The following is a 19,638-nucleotide window of genomic DNA, read 5'->3' as shown; positions in this document are numbered from 1 at the left end:
AAGGCCCGTTGGTCAAGCGGCTAAGACGGCGGCCTCTCACGCCGCAAACGTGGGTTCGATTCCCGCACGGGTCACCACTTTCTTTCTCTTGAAAGAGAAAGAAAGCAAAGAGAACTTTAAAAGTTTCTCTTGACAGTGAGAAGAAAATAGAATAGAATACTTTATCGTTGAAGAGAACGGTAAGGAAAAGAAAGTTAATGAAAGTTTCTTTTGCTTACTTTTCTTTTCAAAGAAAAGTAAGTTGGTGTTGATTGCGGTGAGGGTCCACCCGTTCCCATCCCGAACACGGCAGTTAAGCTCACCTGCGCCGAAAATACTTGGCTGGAGACGGCCCGGAAAGATAGGTAACGCCAACACAAAGAAGGGTCTGGTCTGACCAGACCGGGCCCTTTTATATTCCTCCTTAGCTCAGTCGGTAGAGCCCGCGGCTGTTAACCGCGTTGTCGTTGGTTCGAGTCCAACAGGGGGAGCCAAAATAAAGTGGCTTGCCGCCACGAACGCCGTGACGGCAAGCCGTTTTTCTTTTCAGTGGACGGCATATGGGCCTTTAGCTCAGTTGGTTAGAGCAGCCGGCTCATAACCGGTCGGTCCACGGTTCGAGCCCGTGAAGGCCCACCACACAGGGGTATAGCTCAGCTGGTAGAGCAGCGGTCTCCAAAACCGCGTGCCGAGGGTTCGATTCCTTCTGCCCCTGCCAGAAATCATAACAGCGACCGCTGTCTTTGATAAAAAAGATGGCGCGGTAGTTCAGTTGGTTAGAACGCCGGCCTGTCACGCCGGAGGTCGAGGGTTCAAGTCCCTTCCGCGTCGCCATTGTTGGGTGCAATCGCGCCTGACATGCTGCTATAGCTCAGTCGGTAGAGCGCATCCTTGGTAAGGATGAGGTCCCCAGTTCAAATCTGGGTAGCAGCTCCACATGAAGCCCTAGAGCCGCAAGGCTTTGGGGCTTTTTACTTTTTCTTCCGGCGGACTGAGCCGAGAAAAAAACCAGACAAAAACCCAGACGGGGGCAAAAAACGGAGCCGGACAGGTCAACCCTGCCCGGCTTTTTTCGTGTCCTGTTTGAGGGCGTCCCGGAAAATCTGGCTTGCCCGCTTAATGCTTTCTTGGTCAGCGTGGGTGTACATCCGCAGCGTAACGGCCTTGTCACTGTGGCCCAGTTTTTCAGATACGCTGGCCACATCTGCCCCGCTCGTTATGGCAATGCTGGCGAAGGTGTGGCGCAGCTTGTGGGGATGAAGGTCTGGGACGTTGTAGCGCTGGGAGAACTTCTTCATATAGCGTGTTGGACTCTGGGGGTGCATAGGCTCCGGGCTGCCGTCTTGGGTAAAAACATAGGAGCTGATAGCCTGGGCGGCTTGCTCAGAGCGTAGGGCACGCAGCAGAGACATGATATCCGGGTCAACATCAACGGTACGGCTTCGCCCGTTCTTGGGGGTGTCCAGGTATACGCCCTTTTGAGGGGTGTAACAGAGATTGCCGCTTATGGTGACGCTGTTTCCCTGGAAGTCTACATTCTTCCACTGGAGGCCGCAGCACTCGCCACGGCGGATGCCGGTGTCGATGAGCAGCCGCACCAGCACCCGCCATTTGAGAGGCTCCTTGTCCAGACAGGCTAGGATATGGCGTACTTCATCCACGGTGTAGGCCTCTACCTCATCGTGCCGGGATTCGTCCTTCCTGGGCTTGGGGCGCTCCACCTTGTGCATGGGGTTCTTGGGGATGGTATCAGACAGAAAAGCCATTTTGAACAGGCTGTTCAGAATGGTATAGCACTTTACCACGGTTGCGTGGGCCTTGCCCTTGGCCTGCATGGACAGCAGCAGGGCGGAAATGTTGGCGGGGGTAATGTCGGGGAGTTTCAAATCTCCAAGGGCGGGATAGACCCACTTTTCAAGCATCCCCTGGAAGCTGCTTCGGCTGTTCTCTGAAATAGAAACGGTCTTGGCAGGCATAAAAACGCCCTCGCTGTATTGCTTCAAGGTCTGGACTTTGGCAGCGGCCCGCCTGGCCTCAGCTTCCCGCTCGTGCTGCTCTGACCGGCTAAGGATTTCCCCAGCCTGACACCGGCGCTCAAAGTCGGCGGCCACCTTGCAGAGTTCACGGTCTATGGCCCGTTGGCTCCAGCCTGCGGGTGGATACCACCGCATAGACAGGGGAGCAGCACTCCGCCCACGGCTGACCCGGATTTCGTAGAAGGATTCCCCGGCCTTGTTGGTCATTTTCCGGGTGGAAGGCATAAAATCATTTCCTTTCCCGGCCCCGTGTGATACAATAAGAAGGCATACAGGGCCTATATTTGGATGTGTGGGACTGTGCGCACTGCCCGCTTGGAGTTGCAGCTCCGAGCGGGTTTTATTTTTTATTCAATGAATTTTTACGTTGATATTTAGGAACTTCTGTTAGTTCATCCACACGGCGAATAGCCTCTTGTTGCCCCATTTCGTTAAGAGTTGAAAAGCTATAAAGAAGCTGCCCCACCAAAGTTTCCATAGAGGCTGTTATCTGGTGGGCCGTCTGGCCGTCCTCCTGACTGCCCGAAGCTGGGACCAGGTACTTCTTACCCGCTCGGCCAGAGCCGCCCAGGGCGACGCAGCACACTGCCCGTAGCTGCCCGGCCATTGCCCAGCATCCGGCCCGTGGCCATCAGCCCAGCCCAGGGGGGTCACGAATATGGTGACCCGCCCCATTCAGGGGGCTTTAGGGGTATTTGTTTATTAGTTTGTTTCCATGTTATTTTGTTGTGGCTAATTCTTCGTGTACGGTGAATCCGTGTACGGTAAATCAGGACACGGCGCACCGCCAAGAGCCGCCCAAAATCCGCCGACGTGGGCGGATTTGAAGGACTGTGCGGGCGCTGATTGTGTCCGAGCGGGACACATAGGCAACCCCAGAGCCGCCCCAGGGAGCCGCAGCGCACTGCGCCGGAGCTGCCCGGCATCTGGTAAGCGTCCGGCCTGCTGGTGGCCCTCCTGGCCGTCCTCCTGACCGCCTGGAGCCGTGATGACCAGGTGCCAGCCCATCCACCCGGCCAGAGCCGCCCAGGGAGCCGCAGCGCACCGCCCTGGAGCTATCCGGCCATTGCCCAGCACCAGCCCCGTGGCCCTCAGCCCGGCCCGCTGGTGGGCCGTCTGGCCGCCCTGCTGACTGCCCGGAGCCGTGACCAGATGCCCGCCCATCCGCGCGGCCAGAGCCGCCCAGAGAGCCGCAGCGCACCGCCCTGGAGCTGCCCGGCCTCTGCCAAGCATCCGGCCCGTGGCCCTCAGCCCGGCCCACTGGTGGCCCGTCTGGCCGTCCTCCTGACCGCCTGGAGCCGTGACCAGGTGCCCACCCGCTCGGCCAGAGCCGCCCCAGGGAGGCGCAGCGCACCGCGCCGGAGCTGCCCGGCCCCTGCCCGGCATCCGGCCCGTGGCTCTCTGGTGACCCACTGTCGGCCCGTCTGGCCGTTCTGCTGACTGCCCGGAGCCGGGACCAGATGCCAGCCCATCCGCGTGGCCAGAGCCGCCCAGGGAGGCACAGCGCACCGCCCTGGAGCTGCCCGGCCTCTGCCAAGTATCCGGCCACGCTGCCTTCTGCTCGGCCCGCTGGTGGGCCGTCTGGCCGTCCTCCTGACCGCCCGGAGTTGGGGCCAGGTGCCCACCTATCCACGCGGCCAGAGCTGCCCTAGGAGGCGTACCGCGCCGCGCTGGAGCCGTCCGGCCCCTGCCCATGGCCCTCTGGCGGCCTGCTGTCGGCCCGTCTGGCCGTTCTCCAGGACTGCCCGGAGCTGGACCAGGTGTCCGCCCACCCGCTCGGCAAGGGCCGTACGGGATGAAAGACAAAACGGCAAGCGCTTGCCGTTTTCAAAAAAACGATGATTCAACTATAAAAATCGTTCTGATAGGTTGGCAATGAGGAGAGGGGAGCAGACAATGAGAAGCCTGAAAGAGCTAAGAAGAAGCCGCCGCAGATTGCAGACGGTTATTGAAAGGTGTTTTAGCTCTGGGTGTTGGCTGCTTGAAGCAAGATACGATAGCGGATGTACATCGGGCCGGGTTGCGTCGTATGATGCCAGGGCATGGATTGCGGCAATAAGACATAATATAGGCGGAATTGAATATATTCATTCAAGAAGCCCGGAGCGGCCTAAGCTAATTAAAAGAGATATTGTGCAAAAGTTGGTAATTGGGGCGGACGTAGATGCGGGACAAGTAGCTAAATTATGGAAATATGGCGACGTAACAATTAGTAGTTGGGTTGGAAAAGAAGCGTATACCCGCCTGGCCGACGAGATTATGAAAGAGTGGATGACGGGAGAGGCTGAAAGCAATAAAAAAGCTTGGTCATCATCACAAAGAAAATAAAAACGACAGCGCTGTCGTTTTTGGCGGTGAGACCAGAGCACAAGGCAATCAAATCGGCAAACGCTTGCCGATTTGGTGGTGTGTCCGATTTGGACACATAAAAACGAGCGGGTTTCCTACCTCAGCAGGAAAGCCGCTCATTAAATCTAGCAGGGGTGAAGTTATTTACGCCACGCAAAAGCGGCGGGCGGTGGTGACCTTAGTAAATCGCTCCACCAGTTCAGGGGCGGCGGCTTTCAGAGCCTTAGTGTCCACTCTGGTGGATGTTACAGGTTTCCAGGTGACCTTATACTCACCGGCCCGCAGCTCCTCAGCGTCGCCCATGTGGGCCTTGATTGTGTCCTTGATGGCCTCCGCCTCGGCCTGGGCCTCCTCAATGAGGCTCTGGAGCTGTCGCAGCTCCCGGATTCTGCCTTCAAGTTCGTAGCTGCTCATACTGTAAACCTCCTGTTAACTGGGGTCAAGTGCCGGGGGGCCTTACGGCATAGCGTTCTGCTCAGTGCGTCTCAATCTCCCGTATCCCGTTCCGGTCTAACCTTGTGTTCTTGGAATCCACCTTGACTTGACCTGTTCCTCTTGACATTATGAATTATAGCATATCTAGGCATAGATAGCAATTGACAGAGCATATAAATATCTAGGCCTATATTTGGTTGTTTTATATCTATGCCTAGATTGCCTTTTGTGGTATAATAACAGCATAATGGAGGATGTGCCGTCATTTATTGCATCCCCAGAGAGGAGGCAAGTATGGCAGAAAAAACAGAAGCCCAAAAGAGGGCACAGAAAGCATATATGGAGAAATTTGCGGTCGCCCGGGTTCGCATGGAGAGGGAGAAGTATGAAGCGGTTCAGGCCCACGCAGAGGCCCACGGTGAGAGCGTGAACGGCTTTATCAATCGGGCCATATCAGAGGCAATGGAGCGGGATTCTGCTGCTTGTGCGACTGCTGGAGGGCCTGCGGAGGGCATGAAATAAGCCCTAAGCACAGGTGCCCAGGGCTTGACAGCGTGGCCGAAACGGCCTATAATGAATATAGAAAGAGGCGCTGCCGAGTTGCTGTATCGGTCAGCCCTTACAAACTACTTGATGTGATCGCCGTACTTGTCAGGGTGCCGGCGGTCACTTCTTTTTTGCCTGAATAAACAGGCTGCAAATACCAATGATGACCAAACAAAGTTGAAGAACTTCGGATGTACTCATGGGCAGCCCTCCTTTCCGAAGATCGGAGAGCAAAGAAGCTGCCCTCCGTCAAGAGGGCTGACCGCTGCTGTCTGGCAGCGCCAAGGTCAGGATAGCATAGAATGGTGTCGAAAGCAAGTGTGCAGCCCTATGTCTGGTTTTTGGGCGTATAGGGATGAGGTCAGCGGTCAGGGTGGCAGATAGAAACCCAGACAAAAACCAGACGGGCACCCCGAATAAGTTCAAAAATGCCGATGCAAGCAGGCAAAAGCAGAGAAAAGAAAAAACGGCAAATCCTTGCGCCGCAAGGGAAAGAGGCGATAACGAGCAAAAGACCGGTAAAATGGAAAATGTGCAAAAAGTAATTGGTAAGGATGAGGTCCCCAGTTCAAATCTGGGTAGCAGCTCCAAAAACTCCCGAAATCTAATGATTTCGGGAGTTTTTCTATATGTTTTATTCTGCTTAGAATGACAAGCGGGGGCTCCGTGTGTTGGCAGTTTCTTGCCCTCTGCTTACGCCGTCTGCCTGTCCAAAGGCGTCAGACGGTTCCTGTTTGTGGTAGACGTGAAAGTCCCCGCCATCAGCATTGCCGCAATTATCTGGCAGATCATGTTTTATCTGACGGCTGTTTTTGACTGCGCGGCCTGGTCCCTGATGAAGTGTCCATATGCGTGCACCGGGCACAGCTCGAGTGCTGATTTGCCCGTTTGGGATCTTTTCCTTTTATCTTCAGGAATAAAATGAAGCTGGACCACCGCCTGGGTGGTCCAGCTTTTTTGCTATGGGTCAATCAGAGCCCGCCGGATAAAAGAGAATTTCTATTTTGCGCTGCCGCACATGGGTTCTTTTAACCCCAGGACCAGAACAAAGGTGATCGCATAGCACACGCCGATCAACGTGAAAAGAAGGCCGAAATTGTCGCCGGTGATAGGAACCAGAATGTAGGAAGAGAGCACGACCGCACCGAGAAGCTGCAGCGTGCAGATCAGGCCGTTTGCGGTGGCCAAATACTTGGTGCCGATCTTCTCGATGTTCAGCGGGACGGACTGCATCAGCGGCGTATAGCAGCCCATTGCGATCCCGGTGACCAGGTATGCGACGGTGACGAGGGCCGCGTTCTCGATCCGCCAGGCAAAGGCGGTGCCGAGTGCAGAGACAAGGGCCACGGCCAGCATCAGAGGCTTGGACCTTCCCAGCTTTCCGGCGGCCACCGGAGCAGCCAGACAGCCGATCACGTTGCCAAACGTCAGGGCAGACGCCACCCAACCTGCGGAAATTGCAGACAGGCCGTTGTCTGCAAGCTGTGTGGGCAGAAATGTGGTCAGCCCCACGTAGCCCCCCAGCTGTAAGAACATGATGATCGCGCTGATCCAGACCTCTTTGGTGGACAGGCATACTTTGAGACTTTCAGAGATGGGAACCCGCTCCGCATCCGCCTCCTGAAGGCTGGATTTGGGGGCGGCGTCTTTGTACATGAGGGTGAACAGCACAGCCACCACCACCATAATGACCGCGCTGAAGCAGAAGGCGCTGTCGATGCTGGGAAAATAGGCGCTGGTAGCGGTGGCCACCGTCAGGGAGCAGCTGGACAGCGCCCAGAACACGCCGGCCAGCGCTACCGATCTCTCAACGCCCACAATCGAGGCGGCGATCTTGATGGCGTTTACATTGAACCCCAGCGCAACACAGCAGCATGCGGCCATGCTGACCCACATGGTGACAAAACCGGTGGCAAAAATACGGGAGACCGCGCCCAGGACCGAGACGACAAAGAGAACGGTGATAATTTTTTTCCCGCCGTACTTATCGGACAGCGATCCGGCAATCAGATTCAAAAAGATGGCGGGCACCATGCCGGCGGTAAAGATGCTGCTGAACTGCTCCACAGAGAGATGGTACCGCTCCATGATCTGCCCGGCCAGCGGCGACATCTGATACTGGGTGTACTGGGGGATCATAAAGGCCAGGCCGATGACGGCAAAAAGAATGGCCTTGAACCAAAATTTTGAACGCACCTTGTCCATGTTTCTCCTCTTCTCCGTATCAATATTACAAGAACAGGAGGGCGTACGATCACGGCCCTCCTGTTCTTGTGCTGCAGCCCGCTGATGGGGTGGGGTTTACCGCGTTTGCGGAAGCAGGGAACCCTTACAGGTTGACTGCCGCAAAATAGCCCTCGCGGACGGCAAATTCGACGGTCCGTGCCTTTACGCAGTTTCCGATCTCCGCAAACTCGTCAGACAGCCCGATGAAGCTGTCGGCAGCAGCGGTGCGGGCCTTCATGCCCAGCGCGTTGAGGACAAAGCTGGCGCCGACCTCCTTGGATGCGCCCATGTGCTCATAGAGCACGGAGCCGTCTCGGACCTCCAGACACTTGGAGTCCAGCAGCACGCGCAGATTCGGCGTCTTGCTGATCTCCAGCAGCAGCTCATCCCGGTGGGTGGGGGAGGCGTCGGGCGCAAGCTCAGACCGCATCTCCAGAATCGTGACGGTCTGCCCGGATTTCGCCAGGTGGAGAGCGGTCTCACAGCCGATCTGGCCGCCGCCCAGGATCACGACGTTGTCCCCCAGCGCCGCCTCGTGCCCATAGCTGTCGACGGCTGTCATGACATTGCTGCCGGTGATGCCGGGAATGGGCGGGTTCACAATGTCCGCACCCACAGCCGCGATGATGGCGTCATAGCCGGCGTCCTTCAGGTCTGCGGGCGTGACCCTTGTGTTCAGCCTGGTGTCGATGCCCCGCTTTGCGACCTGGCGCACGAGAAAATCTTTGTAGTTCTTCAGTGAGTATTTGAACGAGACGTAGTCGGCGAACTTGAGAGCGCCGCCCAGCTGGTCGCTGTCGTCGAACAGGGTGACGCTGTGGCCCCGGTCATGGGCCACGATGGCCGCCACCATACCGCCGGGACCGCCGCCCACCACGGCCACGCGCTTGGACCGCGCCGCGGGCCGCACCATCTCATCGATCACGTGGCCGATGCCGACGGTGGGGTTGACCGAGCACTGCACATGTTCCCCGTAGATGGCGCTGTCGTGGCAGCGCATACACTTGATGCAGGGGACGACATCGTCGCTGCGCCCCTCGTTTGCCTTTTTGATCAGGTCGATATCCGCGATAAAGCCCCGGGTGATCACCACATAGTCGGCTTTGCCGTCTGCGATGATGGCGTCGGCGTCAGAGAGCTGCTGGATGCCGCCCACGGTGCCGATGGGCACATGGAACTTCCCGGATTTTTTGAAGGCCTCGGCGATGTAGACGTTGGGCAGAGGGGGGAGGTAGCTGCAGGGATGGGTCCAGGTCATCCAGGTGGGATTGTGCATGCCGCAGCTGATCTGCAGCAGATCGGCGCCGGCGGCCTGGAAGCGCTCGCCGATGCGGATGCCCTCCGGGATATCAATGCCGCCCTCCTGAAATTCCGTGCCGGAGAACCGGACCTCAATGAAGAAGCCGGGGCCGCATTCGGCGCGGATGGCCTTGATGATCTCGCAGCAATAGCGGCATCTGCCATCGGTGTCCCCGCCGTATTCGTCGGTGCGCTTGTTGGTAAAGGGGGACAGGAACTGGGCCACCGGCATGCTGTGGCCGAAATGGAGCAGCACGCCGTCAAAATCGGCGTCTCTCAGGGCTGCGGCGGCCTGCACAAAGTACCCCTTCAAACGCTCCATCTCGGACACGGGCACCTGCCGGCCGGGCATACCGCTGAGCAGGCGGGCGCCGTCGCTCACCGCGTAGTCTTCCGGGAACACGCCCAGCAGCTCCATCGACGCTTTTGCGCCGTAGAAATGGATCCGGTTGGCCAATTCGGCGATGGCTTTTGTGTGATTCTTTACGTACAGATCCCAGCTCAGATGGATGCCGTTGTCAAACCCGGGGGTGACGCTTGCGCCGGTCACCGTGACCACGGCGGCGCCGGCCCGGGCCCGGGCCTCCCAGTATCTCATAGCCTCTTCAATGGGCCAGAGCTCCCCATGGGTGGCGCTGTGGATGTTGGACGGGCCGCAGACAATATGGTTCCGGAAGAGCTGAGGGCCGACCCGCATGGGGGTCATTACATGGGGGAATCGCATATCCAAATTCCTTTCTCCTGTTATTAAGAACACGTATCTCTTAATTTAGAGCGAAGGATCGATCAAGATCTTGATCTGGCCCCGTCTGCCCTCGGGCAGGAGCCCCTTTTCGGCGCAGTCCTCCAGGCTCACCACGGAAGTCACCATCTTGGGGAACCTGATCTTGTTGCCCGCCAGCAGGGTCAGATACATCTCCACCTCATCTTCCGTGTAGATGAAGGACATATCGATGTCGATCTCCGTGATCTGGTAGCGGCCGGGGACCACGGGCATGGGCTCCATGGAGGAGCCGGCGATCATGACCTGGCCGCCGGGCTTCACGCAGGAGTAGACCAGATTTGCGATGGAGGAAGAATTGCCGGCGCACTCGTATCCCACGTGGGCCAGCTGGCCGCCCAGGCACTTTTTGGACCTCGTTGCGCAGGTCGTCGCCGGTGAGCTCTTTGGCATTGACGAAATAGTCGGCGCCATATTCCTGGAGCAGCGGCCACTTGGCGGGATTGGTACCCAGGGCCACGATCTTGCCGGCGCCCGCGGCCTTCAGCAGCTGGATGGCGGCCAGGCCGATGGGGCCGGTGCCGCTTACGACCACATTGTCGCCCATGCGGAACTTGGATTTCCGGATGGCGTGGAGGGAGACACAGATCACGTCAAAAAGCACGGCGTCCTTCAGGTCCACGCCCTCCGGCACCTTGACGATGATGGTATTGTTGGCATGGCACACCAGCATGTACTGGGAATAGCCGCCGTCGGGGCCGCCGATGCCGTTTGTGCGGGGGAAGCCGTTCAGGCACAGGTTGGTGAGTCCGCGCTGGCACTCGGGGCACATTTCAGGGCAGGCCTTGGGGGGACCGCACAGCACCCGGTCGCCCACCTTGAAATCGCCCTTGACGTCCGGGCCGATGGCATAGATGGTGCCGACGTTTTCATGGCCAAGGACAATGGGAGGAGCCGGAGGAGTGCCGGTGCAGTGGTTAAAGGCCTCCACATCAGTGCCGCAGATGCCGCAGTAGTTGATCTTGACCACCATCTGACCGGGACCGGGGACAGGAATAGGGCGTTCCTCGATGGTCATCTCCTGCTTTCCGGTAAAGACCGCGCATTTCATAGGGGGGGACTCCTTTCGTTAATTGGATAACAATAGCTTTCCATATTTCCGGCGGGATGTCCAATTCCGTATGGCGGCCATCCATGTAAAAACGGAATAGATCAGGCGCGGGGAACAAAAAATTGCCGCACCTTGCGCAGGTGCGGCAACCCTCGGGGGGACACTATGCTTTTGTCAAGAATCTGGACATGTCGTCTGCGATCTCCTGGATCAGCTTGCTGGCAGAACTGTTTTTATATGCAACGCAGATCCCGTTGCCCACGCCTTCCCCAATGGGGAGAAAGAAGATGTTGGGATCTTGCTGCAACTGGATGGTGTTGTCAACAAAAGCATATCCGGCGTTTGTCTCCACGCCCAGAAGCAGCTCCTCAATGGAAAACGCGTATTGGATGCGGCTGGGGGGGATATTCAAGTCCCGGCACATCTGCATGGTGTGCCTGTACCCAATGGGGGACTCCTCGGGGGAGATGACAAGGAGCGTCTCCTCCTCCAGCCCCTTCAGGACGTCCATACAGGCCGACGCTTTGGGATTGAAGCGGTTGATGGCGATGACGCTGTTTCCCGAGGGCATGGTGAGGCAGGTGATGTCCTTCATTTCCGAGACGTCGAACGTGAGCGTGATGATGATGTCGTACAGGCCGTTCTGCAGCCCGTTGCGGAGGCTACGGAAGCTGCTCTTCTCGATTCTGAACCGGACGGAGGGGTACTGGCTTTGAATGACGGCCAGGGCGTTGTTCAGAAGCTGTCCCTCCAGTATGCCGATGGAGATGCTGTCGAGCTGCTGCGCTCTGGCTTTTGCGCCCTCGCAGGCGGCGGCGACCAGGTCCGGTACGTTTTTTACGGCCTCATAAAAATATTTTCCCGCGTCCGTCAGCTTGACTCCCCGCCCCTGGTGGACAAAGAGCTTGCACCCCACTTCCTCCTCCAGCTTGGCGATCTGCCAGCTCAGATTGGGCTGGGAGATAAACAGGTGCTGGGCCGCCCGGGAGAAGTGCTCATAAGAAGCTGTGCAGATGAAATATTGGAGCATTTCAATTGTCATCACACATCACCTCTGAATATTCATTGCATATCACGCCGTTCCACAGGGCGGACGGGGCCGCAGGAGGCGCGTCCGGACCGGAGCCCCCTGGTCTGCGCCCCTTCGGCGCGAAGCCCGGAGCGGACGGGCCCACTTATGGGGAACCATGCAGATCCGGTATGAGTCGGTCTGTATTCTGCAACAATGAGGCCCCTGCATTTTACAGGCGCGCTCCACGCCCGGTGGATTTTATAAAAATTATATCAGGGAAGGGGGCGGATTGCAAACAGCGAAAGGCCGGGGCTGCGGGGGACTGGAGGGGGAACGGACGGCCCGGTCAACGCCGCCATATCGAGGGAGAGCTTTTAACGCTGTGCGGAATTATCGGAGCCTATACCCTCCTTGGGCCCGGCGGGAGAAATCGCATATTTTATGAACAAACATGATATCCTTTGTAAACGTTAGCAGTCTCCTATTGACAGCGCTAAACCGTGGTGCTATAACATAGTTGTTCCAAGAGAGGAGCCCAAAAGGTTCCTCCCCGCAGGGCAAAGAATAAGTGATACGAATGGAGGAATGACTTATGTTGCCCAGCATTTTTGGTGAGAACCTGTTTGATGATTTCTTTGATGATGACTTCGGTATGTTCCCCGTGTGGAACGGCCGCAGCCCTCTGTATGGCAAGCACGCCAAGAACCTGATGAAGACCGATGTGCGGGAGACCGAGAACACCTACGAGGTGGACATCGACCTGCCCGGCTTCAAGAAGGATGAGATCAACGTGGACCTGAAGGATGGCTACCTGACCGTCAGCGCCGCCAAGGGCCTGGATAAGGACGAGAGCGACAAGAAGGGCAAGTACATCCGTCAGGAGCGCTACGCCGGCGCATGCAGCCGGAGCTTCTACGTGGGCGATGTGAAGCCCGAGGATGTGTCCGCCAAGTATGAGGACGGCATCCTGAAGCTGTCCATGCCCAAGCAGGGCAAGCAGGAGCTGCCCAAGAGCTCCACGATTGCCATCGGGTAATCCGGTAAAAAGAGAACAGGGGCGCTGCCGCGCAAGCGGCGGCGCCCCTGTTTTGTGTCTCGGGGGAAGGGCTCAGAGGGAGAGCCCGGAAATATACCAGACGTCCTCCTTGAGGACCATACGGATGGTCACGGGCTGGGCCTCGCTGCCGTCCCAGCTGAAGTCGGCGTCCACCGTGCAGCTGTCCTTTGCGCTGTTGAAGTCGTAGGAGCGGGGGGTGATACGGATGGACTGGAGCAGTTCCTCGGTCCGCTGCCCCGCGTCGCCGAACAGGCCCAGCGCGGCCACCAGCCGGTCCAGGGTGTCGCTGGTGTCCTCGATCCCCAGCAGCTCCATGGCGCTGAGGATGGGGCCCGAGACGGTGGGGTCCACACAGGCCAGCATCTCCTCCATATCCAGGTTCTGACAGGCGGCCTCAAACCGGGAGAGGGTGTTCTTCACGCCCGACGAGGCGCAGCCGCTCAGCAGGCAGAGGGTCAGGACGGCGGCCGCGGCCAGAGCGGCCAGACGGATCATTTTCTGTCTCATAGGACGGTTTTCCTCCTGTTGTGGTGGGTTCCCGGGCGGTTTTTGGGCGGACGCGGGGGTTAGAGCGGCCGGTGCTTGTCCAGGAAGGGCGTCTCTCCCTTCAGCTGGATCTCCGTGGAGAGGGGATACCGCTCCACGTACTGCCGGAAGCCGCTGCCGTAGGCATCATCCCGCATGAGGGTGTTCAGCTCCTCCCGTCTGGCGGCCTCGGGCTCCCCGATCAGATAGATGTACTGGATCTCGCCCCATTTGGCCATACCCTCGTAGATCTCCAGCTGCCGGTCCTTTCCGTAGAGACGGAGGATCTCCTTCTGGTCCCAGTTCAGGTACTGCCAGATGTGGATGAGCTCGTGGGCGATGGTCATGGTGGACTGCATCCGGGGCGCGCCGTTTTCCACCAGGATGGAGTAGCCGTCCTTGCTCCGGATGGCCACGCCCAACACCCGGCCGTCAAAATCGCCGGTGGGCACAAAGCGCTTGCCCAGCCGCCGGTGGAGCTTTTTGGCGTTGACCATCTCCACACGGACTGGCGCGGAGATGGTTACGCCGAAGAACACGTTCAGGTTCTCCACAACGGTGCGGTAGATCTCCCGGAACTCCTCTTCGGTCTTTACCGCGGTTTTGCTGCACGGCATGCACCGCTCCCGGCCGTCGGCCAGGACCTCGTACTCCGTGCCCGTCAGAATGGCGCCGCAGAAGTCGCAGCGCCGGGCGCCGGCCAGGTCGGTCATTCTGCCGGACTTGATCTGTTCGGCGGTATCCCGGCCGTCCCGGGCCTGCTTGAGGCCGCTGCCGCCAAAGCCCAGCGCCCGGAGAAAGTCCAGCGTGCCGTCCACATCCAGCTGCTCAGGCACCTGAGTGCCGCCGTAGAGCAGATAGTAGCGCAGGTGATAGGGCTTGCGCTCCAGGCGAGAGCCGCTCTCCGCCCTGGCCTGGTCGGGCTCGAAGGAGAAGGATGCGGACGAGCTGAGGTGGGCCACAGGCTCCTCTTCCTCCCGCCGGGAATCGGGCGCTTCGGCCTGCTCCTGAGGCTGCTCCGCCGTCGGCACAGGGGCGGCCTCAGGTTCCTGCTGGGGCGCCGGCTCAGGCGCGGCCACAGGGGCCTGCTCCGGGACCTCCCCGGAGTCCGGCCCGGGCTCCTCCTGCTCCTTGGGCTTGCGGCGGAACAGCCGGGTGAAGAAGCCGGCGATCTTGTCCCTGAGCCGCTTCCAGAAGGAGGCGGGTTTCTCCGCCTGGGGCTGGGGCTCCGGCGGGGCGGGCTGGGGCTGAGGCTGGGGCGGCGGGTTGAGACTGGCCTCCAGAGCGGCGGTATGCCAGTCCAGATAGTCGCAGATGATGGAGAAGATCCTGTCCAGGTTCCGCTGCACCGCCACCAGGAGGCCCAGATCCAACTGGCTGTCCTCGATGATATAAATGGAGCGGCTGCCCTGGGGCGGTTTGCCCTCCACGTGGAGGCTGTAGGTCACGGGGGCCTGGGCCTGGCCGGGGACCACGGCGGCGATATAGGGCTGGTTCTCCGCGAAGAGCGTGCGGAAAACCTCGTTGAACAGGAGGGCCACTGTACCGCAGACCTTGTCGGTGAGCAGGTCATCCCGGTCGGGCAGGTCGATGCGCAGCAGCTGTTTGGCGTGGTAGCGCCGCTGGGGCACGCCGTTGACGGAGACCGTGCTGCCCGAGGCGAAGCGGCTGTATCCGCTCAATTTCCAGTATCCGGGGGTCTCCACGGAGATGTCGGCGTACTGCTTGGTGATGTGGAGGCCTGCAATGTCCATCCGGTCGCCCATGGTCTGGGAGTCGGTCAGGTTGGAGATGCGGTAGGTGCGGAGCTGGCGGTAGGCGGGGCGGCCGGAGATGTGGTCGGCGGCGCGGCGGACCAGGACCTGGCCGCTGCTGGTGACCCGGAGCATCTCGTAATACTTGCCGCCAAAGGTAAAGAACTGGCCGGGCAGGTACTTCTGGAACACATGCCCCCGCAGTTCCGTGCCCAGATACTGCCGGGCGCCCCGCTCATCCTCGGCGATGTAGCCCGCGTTCTGCAGGTCGCCCAGGAGCAGGGAGATAAAAGCCGGGTCGGTGATGGAGTAAAAGGTCTCCATCCGGCCGGTGTCCATGGAGAACTTCTTTCGGGCGCACAGGACCTCCGGACCGAATACTGCCTCGCCCGTTCCCCGGGGGAAGACCAGCGTGAGCCGGCCCTCCCTGCCGGGCCGGAGACTGCCCCCGCCCCGGCAGCACCGGCAGATGCCGTCCCACAGGCTGTCGGGCAGGACCTCGTGTTCCAGGTCGGCCAGCATCAGCTCCCGGCGGATCTCGGACGTGCTGACCATACCGGCGCTCATCCGCAGGCACAGCCGGAGGATCACGTTCCGGGGGGTGGGGGCGTAGTCGGCCACGATGCAGGGGATGGCCTTGGGGTCGGCGCTGAAGATGCCGTCGTTGTCCTCCATATAGTCCCGGAGCAGGTACTCGGGGGAGAGGATGTTGACAAAGCCCTGATTCTCCGAGCGGGTGGAGAAGACCCGCTTCATCTCAAACATGTTGCAGGACTCGTCCTCCACGGTGAGGAACTGGTTGGGCAGCCGCCGGGCGTTCCACAGGTTGGGGGAGACCTGGAAGCAGGCGTCCATGGTGTCCTGGGTGGTGGGCAGGTCGGCGTAGTGGAGCAGGTCGTAGTAGTACTGCTTGGCGATCCAGTGCATATCCACCACAGGGAATGCCTCGCCGCCATACCACTGGGTCTGGGAGACCTGATTTTTCAGCGCGGTAAAGGAGAGCTCGGTGCCCAGGCCCAGATAGCGGGAGAGGTTGGGCAGCAGGCGGTGCTGGAGGTGGTCGCCGTCGGCCTCCCAGCACATGTAGGAGGAGACGCCCCGGTGGTGTTCCGTGGCGGAGACCTCCGTGAGGCTGGTCAGCAGCAGGTGGGACAGGGTGTCCAGCAGGCCGTCGCAGTTCTTGTCCATGGAGCAGAAGGTGGGCCGCCGGCCCTCCTCGCCGCAGCGGCGGACAATGGAGTTGAGGCCGATCTGGGCTGTGGTCACCAGCTTGGAGGGCTCCATGACCACCACAAACTCCACCTGCCGGAAAAAGTCCTCGTTGGCCTCGTGGAGGGCCAGGTCGTGGACGCTGGAGCGGCTGACAATGCCCACGTCCAGCTCCTGGGGGGCGCTGGTGAGGACCCCGATGGTCCACATGCCGGGGATATTGGTCACAGCGGTCAGACCTGCGCCGCACCAGGCGGCCGCGTCCTCCTCCACGTCATGCCGTCCCAGGACGATGAGCACTTTTCTGCGGCGCAGCATGACCCGGTTCATGGGGTAGAAGATGTAGGGGATCAGGTCGTAATAAAAGGGGTTGTTGAACAGGATGCTCCGGCCCTGGAGCAGCTCCAGACCAGAGGCCAGGTAGTTGTGGTCCAGCTGGAAGCCGCTCTTCATCTTCAGGCGCATGAAGCGGCCGTAAGCCTCCACCTTGGTGTCGTCGCTCTCCTCCAGGGCGTGGAGCAGCTCGTCGTGGGTGCGGGCGCCGAACAGACCGTTGTCCACCGTTGTGCGCTCCGCCCCCAGCTTGTCGCCGAACAGGCTGGAGAGCACCTGCCGCAGGGGCACGTAATTGCGGATGCTGCTGGCGTCGTCCTTTTCGCCGGTGAGGCGCTCCCGCACTTCCCTGCGGGTCAGGCCGTCAACAGAGAAGTAGACCTCGCCCAGGACCAGCACGCCGAACACGGGGTAGAAGGGGGCAGACAGCAGCCCGGCCCGGTACAATTCGCAGGAGAAGAGCACCAGGGCCGCCGAGAGCACCAGGGCCGCGGCGTACATGGTGCGCAGGAAGGTGCGGGCCTGGCCGCAGTGGGGACGGACGCACCAGAAGCCGCTCTCCTCGTCCTTCTCGTAAAAGGGCTCCACACAGAAGTCGTGGACCTCTCCGCCCGACCGGAACAGGACCTGGAAGATGGAGATCAGGATCCGCTTGAGTATGATGTGGGCCAACATGAAGAAGGCACTGCCGGCAAACAGGCCCACATAGGCCCCGTCGGTCCGGGCCAGCAGGGACTCCAGCGCCTGGCCCAGGCTGTGCAGGCCGCCGCCCAGCCAGCTCAGAGCGCCGTCAAACCACTGGGAGATCTCATTCCCTGCGGCCATCAGCAGAGCGGGGACCTGCCCCACCAGCCACACCAGGAAAGGGGTGATCCGGTCCAGCAGGATCAGCAGCAGCCCGCAGTACAGCAGGGCCAGCAGGGGCATGGGGAACTGCCTGTCCCGGAACTGCCGCTTCAGGTTGGCCTTTGCGTTGAACAGGGCCAGCAGCAGGAAGGGGAGCAGGCACAGGAGAAAGAGCAGCAGCCTGATGACTGTATCAATCATACAGCTCCTCCCTCCTGACGGTAATGCGTTTCACAAAGTCCACCGGCACCTGCACAGAGTTGCCGGGCTGCATGAATTCGATCTGGCACCTCATCCCGGGGGTATAGGGCATGGGGTAGGGGAAGTCCACCGCCCGGGAGAAGTCATAGGGATAGACGTCCACGGCGTCGGGGTTGTCCAGCTCACACTGGCAGAGGTAGGGGCCGAACACGGACCGCAGCTCCTCCCGGGCCCGGCGGATATCCGCCATGTGCTTTTTCAGCACCCGGACCCGCAGGGCGTCCGGGTCGCCGCTCTGGGCCCGGAAATTCAGCACGCTGAAGCCGCGCATCATGTTGCAGGCGTGGCTGAGGTACTGGGAGAACTGGGCCGACGAGTTGTCCAGCTCCAGGCTGATGCCGTACATCAGGCGGTTGAAGGCGTGATACAGCTGGCGCAGGGCGTCCCGGAGGAAAAACAGGCACACCAGGGCCACCGCGGCCAGCAGCACGGTGCCGCCGCCCATGAGGACCAGGGCCCAGAGCCGGTGCTCCGGGGAGGAGAAGTTGCCGGAGAGAAGGGGGAGAAAGCCCAGCAGATAGAGCACCAGGGAGGTCACCCCCAGCGCCACAGTGGTCTTTCTGGTCATGCGGGTCTCGATCTTCCGGTGGACGTTCCGGCAGTGGTCCGCCATGGCGGTCTGATACCGCCCGATGTCGCACAGGTCGGGCGTGACGGTGGACACCATGCGCAGTTCCTCCTCACTGGTGTACTCCGCCACATCCTCGGCCTGAAATTCGTTGAGGCTCCAGGCCCTGTTCAGATCCACCTGATTGAGCCGGCGCAGATCGGTCACAGCGCTCTTGAGCGCCCGCCGGGGCTGCTTGAGCAGCTGCTGGAGAGTCCTGTGGGAGGTGAGGTAGGACCCGTCCCAGGCGTTGCGCTCGTCGGTGGGGCAGTCGGTGGACAGACCCAGCTTCTCCGGCTTGGCGTACAGACCCTTCCGGTCGATCTCCTGGGAAAAGGTCACGGGCACATTGATATTGGCGCAGAAGATCTGCTTGGCGTCCCGGTCGCTCAGCCGCTCCCGCTCCTGGGACTGGATCTCTCCGATGCGGGCGGTGAGCATGTCGCTGGTTTTGGACAGCTTGGCGTCGTACAGGGAGAGCAGCCGCCCCAGGGCCTCCTCGTCGTTGTCGCAGCTCAGGCGGAATACCCGGTTGGGCCGGAGCGCGCCGGAGGGCGTGTCGTTGTTGGCCAGAATGAGCAGGGAGTAGAGAAAGCGGATATAGTCGGACTCGTAGTTCTGGTGGCCCTTGGGCAGGATGTCGAAGAACAGATAGCGCATTTTGTCAAAGTACAGGTTCCAGTCGTAGAACCTGGAGTACTGGATATCCTCGTGGGGCGTCCAGGCGGTGTTGATGTCGTCCTCCCGGCGGGTATAGGTGCGCTTTGCCACACAGATGATCTCCTGGGGGAGGGAGATGTCCAGCGTCTCGTCCCCCACGATCTGCCGGCGGAGCTCCTGCTTGCGGGCGCTCTCCGCCAGATATTCGGCAAATTCAGGGTCAGACGCGGCATTGTTCCTGCCCCCGGTCACCAGGGGCTGCTGGCACAGGTGGGTCATCAGCCGGGTCAGAGGCTGCCGGGCGGCCTGGGCAAAGGCCTCGAATTTGGCCTGCCGCAGCCGCTCCAGATAGGGCGCCTCATCCTCCTGGCCGCTGTCCTCCCGGGGCGGAGGGCAGAAGGGCACCACGTCGAAGGGGTTCTGGTTGTGGAGTCCCCGCTCGTCGCACAGGACGATGACGCGCCACTCCTGGCGGCGGGCCACGCAGTCCTTCAACTGGGGGACTGTGTCGGCCAGGGTCTCCTCGCCGGGCAGCCACCGGCAGAAGGCCACCCGGGTCTCGTCAATAAAGGGCCGCAGGAATACCTGGTATTCCTGGATACTGTCGATATGCTCTTTTTCCGCGATTACGACAGTGAACACTCCATTCACCTCCGTTCTCCGGGGCGTACA

Annotated in this window: 16 protein-coding genes, 6 tRNA genes and 1 rRNA gene; 12 read left to right on the top strand and 11 right to left on the bottom strand. The window is 60.2% G+C overall.

Translation table 11 applies throughout. The features are described 5' to 3' along the window. The first annotated feature begins 2 nt into the window (after window positions 1–2). From WMO64_RS09985 to WMO64_RS09955, 7 genes are all read left to right on the top strand, one after another. Window positions 3–77: transfer RNA gene (locus tag WMO64_RS09985), tRNA-Glu, on the top strand. A 163-nt stretch (window positions 78–240) separates the two neighbouring features. Then, a 5S ribosomal RNA gene (rrf, locus tag WMO64_RS09980) occupies window positions 241–356 on the top strand. 41 nt (window positions 357–397) lie between these two features. Further along, window positions 398–473: transfer RNA gene (locus tag WMO64_RS09975), tRNA-Asn, on the top strand. Window positions 474–541: 68 nt separating this feature from the next. Continuing rightward, a tRNA-Ile gene (locus tag WMO64_RS09970) sits at window positions 542–618 on the top strand. A gap of 3 nt (window positions 619–621) precedes the next feature. Further along, window positions 622–697, top strand: a tRNA-Trp gene (locus WMO64_RS09965). A gap of 39 nt (window positions 698–736) precedes the next feature. Continuing rightward, window positions 737–813: transfer RNA gene (locus tag WMO64_RS09960), tRNA-Asp, on the top strand. 26 nt (window positions 814–839) lie between these two features. After that, window positions 840–915 (top strand) — tRNA-Thr (locus WMO64_RS09955). 116 nt (window positions 916–1,031) lie between these two features. On the opposite strand, the gene WMO64_RS09950 is transcribed toward WMO64_RS09955, so the two are convergent. Continuing rightward, the gene (locus WMO64_RS09950) at window positions 1,032–1,901 is read right to left on the bottom strand and encodes a tyrosine-type recombinase/integrase (RefSeq protein WP_349231876.1); all 870 of its coding nucleotides are present in this window, start codon (window positions 1,899–1,901) and stop codon (window positions 1,032–1,034) included. A gap of 454 nt (window positions 1,902–2,355) precedes the next feature. Beyond that, on the bottom strand, window positions 2,356–2,622 hold the full coding sequence (locus WMO64_RS09945) for a hypothetical protein (RefSeq protein ID WP_349231875.1): 267 nt from the start codon (window positions 2,620–2,622) through the stop codon (window positions 2,356–2,358). A gap of 341 nt (window positions 2,623–2,963) precedes the next feature. On the opposite strand from WMO64_RS09945, the gene WMO64_RS09940 reads away from it, so the two are divergent. Both WMO64_RS09940 and WMO64_RS09935 read left to right on the top strand, forming a co-directional pair. Then, on the top strand, window positions 2,964–3,455 hold the full coding sequence (locus WMO64_RS09940) for a hypothetical protein (RefSeq protein ID WP_349231874.1): 492 nt from the start codon (window positions 2,964–2,966) through the stop codon (window positions 3,453–3,455). A 456-nt stretch (window positions 3,456–3,911) separates the two neighbouring features. Continuing rightward, complete coding sequence (locus WMO64_RS09935; protein ID WP_349231873.1) at window positions 3,912–4,343, top strand: hypothetical protein; 432 nt, start codon at window positions 3,912–3,914, stop codon at window positions 4,341–4,343. Between the two features lie 165 nt (window positions 4,344–4,508). On the opposite strand, the gene WMO64_RS09930 is transcribed toward WMO64_RS09935, so the two are convergent. After that, a complete protein-coding gene (locus WMO64_RS09930) occupies window positions 4,509–4,778 on the bottom strand; it encodes a hypothetical protein (RefSeq protein WP_349231872.1) in 270 nt (89 codons plus the stop codon). Window positions 4,779–5,093: 315 nt separating this feature from the next. Between WMO64_RS09930 and WMO64_RS09925 the strand changes: the two genes are divergently transcribed. After that, a complete protein-coding gene (locus tag WMO64_RS09925; RefSeq protein WP_349231871.1) occupies window positions 5,094–5,321 on the top strand; it encodes an Arc family DNA-binding protein in 228 nt (75 codons plus the stop codon). A 397-nt stretch (window positions 5,322–5,718) separates the two neighbouring features. After that, window positions 5,719–5,997, top strand: a complete 279-nt coding sequence (locus WMO64_RS09920; RefSeq protein ID WP_349231870.1) for a hypothetical protein — start codon at window positions 5,719–5,721, stop codon at window positions 5,995–5,997. A gap of 347 nt (window positions 5,998–6,344) precedes the next feature. Here the strand turns inward: WMO64_RS09920 and WMO64_RS09915 are convergent, their stop codons facing one another. The 5 genes from WMO64_RS09915 to WMO64_RS09895 all read right to left on the bottom strand — a co-directional run bounded on the left by WMO64_RS09915 (window position 6,345) and on the right by WMO64_RS09895 (window position 11,744). Further along, window positions 6,345–7,550 (bottom strand): MFS transporter, encoded by a 1,206-nt coding sequence (locus WMO64_RS09915; RefSeq protein ID WP_349231869.1) that lies wholly within the window; start codon window positions 7,548–7,550, stop codon window positions 6,345–6,347. Window positions 7,551–7,674: 124 nt separating this feature from the next. After that, the gene (locus WMO64_RS09910) at window positions 7,675–9,594 is read right to left on the bottom strand and encodes an FAD-dependent oxidoreductase (RefSeq protein WP_349231878.1); all 1,920 of its coding nucleotides are present in this window, start codon (window positions 9,592–9,594) and stop codon (window positions 7,675–7,677) included. A gap of 45 nt (window positions 9,595–9,639) precedes the next feature. Next, a complete protein-coding gene (locus WMO64_RS09905) occupies window positions 9,640–9,819 on the bottom strand; it encodes a hypothetical protein (protein WP_349231868.1) in 180 nt (59 codons plus the stop codon). Further along, complete coding sequence (locus tag WMO64_RS09900; RefSeq protein ID WP_349231867.1) at window positions 9,794–10,702, bottom strand: zinc-dependent alcohol dehydrogenase; 909 nt, start codon at window positions 10,700–10,702, stop codon at window positions 9,794–9,796. The genes WMO64_RS09905 and WMO64_RS09900 overlap by 26 nt, the downstream gene beginning before the upstream one ends. 163 nt (window positions 10,703–10,865) lie before the next feature. After that, entirely contained in the window at window positions 10,866–11,744 is an 879-nt protein-coding gene (locus WMO64_RS09895; protein WP_349231877.1) for a LysR family transcriptional regulator, read from the bottom strand. Window positions 11,745–12,306: 562 nt separating this feature from the next. On the opposite strand from WMO64_RS09895, the gene WMO64_RS09890 reads away from it, so the two are divergent. Next, the gene (locus tag WMO64_RS09890; RefSeq protein ID WP_349231866.1) at window positions 12,307–12,750 is read left to right on the top strand and encodes an Hsp20/alpha crystallin family protein; all 444 of its coding nucleotides are present in this window, start codon (window positions 12,307–12,309) and stop codon (window positions 12,748–12,750) included. 72 nt (window positions 12,751–12,822) lie between these two features. On the opposite strand, the gene WMO64_RS09885 is transcribed toward WMO64_RS09890, so the two are convergent. From WMO64_RS09885 to WMO64_RS09875, 3 genes are read right to left on the bottom strand one after another with little or no spacing between them, the layout of a single operon-like run. Next, complete coding sequence (locus tag WMO64_RS09885) at window positions 12,823–13,278, bottom strand: hypothetical protein (RefSeq protein WP_349231865.1); 456 nt, start codon at window positions 13,276–13,278, stop codon at window positions 12,823–12,825. 59 nt (window positions 13,279–13,337) lie between these two features. Then, window positions 13,338–17,639, bottom strand: coding sequence for a hypothetical protein (locus tag WMO64_RS09880; protein WP_349231864.1), 4,302 nt, complete (start codon window positions 17,637–17,639; stop codon window positions 13,338–13,340). Next, window positions 17,632–19,608 carry a hypothetical protein gene (locus WMO64_RS09875; RefSeq protein WP_349231863.1) on the bottom strand — a complete coding sequence of 659 codons (1,977 nt, stop codon included), beginning with the start codon at window positions 19,606–19,608 and terminating at the stop codon, window positions 17,632–17,634. The genes WMO64_RS09880 and WMO64_RS09875 overlap by 8 nt, the downstream gene beginning before the upstream one ends. Between the last annotated feature and the right edge of the window lie 30 nt (window positions 19,609–19,638).

Source organism: Pseudoflavonifractor intestinihominis, from assembly GCF_040096055.1.
In the GTDB taxonomy this organism is placed as follows: domain Bacteria; phylum Bacillota; class Clostridia; order Oscillospirales; family Oscillospiraceae; genus Pseudoflavonifractor; species Pseudoflavonifractor intestinihominis.
Note: the sequence above shows the minus strand (reverse complement) of the source record. Positions and strands in the feature narration are given on the sequence as shown.